The 2,229-nt window shown below is 58.2% G+C and carries 1 protein-coding gene; it reads left to right on the top strand.

What is annotated here, in order from left to right; translation table 11 throughout:
- A partial coding sequence (locus tag GRP75_RS24910) for a condensation domain-containing protein (protein ID WP_160790669.1) occupies nt 1–2,229 on the top strand: 2,229 nt, incomplete at both ends.

The raw sequence follows: 2,229 nt of genomic DNA, 5'->3' as shown, positions 1-2,229 counted from the left end.
TCGCCGCGGGCGAGCGGCTGTACCGCACGGGAGACTTGGCGCGGTGGATGGAAGACGGGAACGTGGACTTCATCGGCCGGATCGACAACCAGGCGAAAATCCGGGGTTACCGGATCGAGACGGGCGAGATCGAGTCGCAGCTGCTGCGGGTGGAAGGCGTGCGCGAAGCGGTGGTGCTGGTTCGAAGTGACGCGAACGGGCAGAAGGCGCTATGCGCGTATTACACGCCGGATACCGGAGCGGAGCTGGCGGTGAACGATTTGCGCAGCGCGCTGGCGCAGGAGCTGCCGGGCTACATGATCCCGTCGTACTTCGTGGAGCTGGAGCGCCTGCCTCTGACGCCGAACGGAAAGATCGACCGGAAGGCGCTGCCGGCGCCGGAAGGGGAAGCGGGAAGCGGAACGGAGTACGTCGCACCGCGCAATGAGCTGGAAACGAAGCTGGCGGCGATTTGGCAGGAGGTGCTGGGGCTTGCGAAGGAGATTGGCGTTCACGACAACTTCTTCGACATCGGCGGCCACTCCCTGCGGGCGACGACGCTGGTCAGCAAGATTCATAAAGAGTTGAACGTGGATCTGCCGCTGCGTGACGTGTTCCGCCATTCCATGATCGAGAGCATGGCATCCGTCATTTCCCGGCTGGATGAGCAGACATTCGTTGCCATTCCGGTGGCGGATGACCGGGAGGTGTACCCGCAATCTTTTGCTCAAAAACGTCTCTTTATCCTGAATCAACTGGAAGGCGCGGAGCTTAGCTACAACATGCCGGAAGCGATGCTGCTGGAGGGTGCTTTGGATCGGACAAGGTTCGAAGAAGCGTTCCGTAAGCTCGTGGCGCGGCATGAAATGCTGCGCACCGGGTTCGAAATGGTGGATGGCGAAGCATCGCAGCGGTTATACCATGACGTGAATTTTGCTGTGGAGTTCTATCGAGTGGATGAGCAAGAGGCCGAAGAGACGGTTCGCCGTTTCGTCCGTCCGTTTGACTTGGCGAAGCCTCCGCTGCTGAGGGTAGGCCTTGTCGAGCTGGCTCCGGAACGCCATATTCTAATGTACGACATGCATCATATTATTTCCGACGGCGTCTCGATGGAAATCTTTGTTGAAGAATTCGTCCGCTTGTACGGCGGCGAGCAATTGGAGCCTCTGCGCGTTCAGTACAAAGACTACACCGTTTGGCAGCATTCGCAGGAGCAGAAGGAACGGCTTCAGCGTCAGGAGGCGTACTGGCTGGACATGTTCCAAGGCGAGCTTCCGGTGCTGGAAATGCCGACCGACTATCCGCGTCCGGCCGTGCAGAGCTACGAAGGCCAAACGCTGGAGTTTTTCTTCGACGCTTCGAAAACCGACGGCCTGAAGCAGCTGGCCTCGGAAACGGGCACAACGCTGTTTATGGTGCTGCTTGCGGCGTATAACGTCCTTCTGCATAAATATTCAGGTCAGGAAGACGTGATCGTCGGTACGCCGATTGCCGGAAGGAATCATGGGGATGTGCAGCCGTTGATCGGGATTTTCTTAAACACGCTGGCTATCCGCAGTTATCCGGCTTCGGAGAAGACATTCCTGTCATACCTGAACGAAGTCAAAGAAACGACCCTCCACGCCTTCGAGCATCAAAACTATCCGTTCGAAGAATTGGTGGACAAGGTGCAAGTCACCCGTGATTTAAGCCGCAATCCGCTCTTCGACACGCTGTTTACGATGCAGAATATTGAGAACGAGGAATTTGAGCTGGAAGGGCTTCGCCTGATTCCTTATCCGAGCGCACTGGATACCGCGAAGTTTGATATCAGCTTGGATGTGGGCGAGGAGAACGGCGGCTTGGATTACAGCTTCGAATATGCGACGGCTCTCTACAAAAGGGAGACGATCGAACGGCTGGCGAAACATTACGAGCAGCTGCTCGTAACGATCGTAAGCCGTCCAGATGCGAAGATCGCCGAGCTGAACTTGCTGACGGCAGAGGAAAAAGAACAAATTCTCGGCGCGTTCAACCCAGCGCAGCCGGAAGCGGCTCCTGCGGCCGCGTTCCACTGGCTGTTCGAGGAACAGGCGGAGCGCACGCCGGAAGCGGAGGCCGTCGTGTACGAGAACGACCGGCTTACGTATGCGGAGCTGAACGAGCGGGCGAACCGCTTGGCGGCCACGCTGCGCGCAAGCGGCATCGGCCGGGAGACGATCGTCGGCATTCTCGCCGAGCGTTCGGTGAACTTGCTGGTGGCCGTGCTGG

It is taken from the genome of Paenibacillus sp. OT2-17 (assembly GCF_009827695.1).
Classification (GTDB): Bacteria; Bacillota; Bacilli; order Paenibacillales; family Paenibacillaceae; genus Paenibacillus; species Paenibacillus polymyxa_B.
The sequence above is the reverse complement of the archived record's forward strand: the minus strand, read 5'-3'. Positions and strand labels throughout refer to the sequence as shown.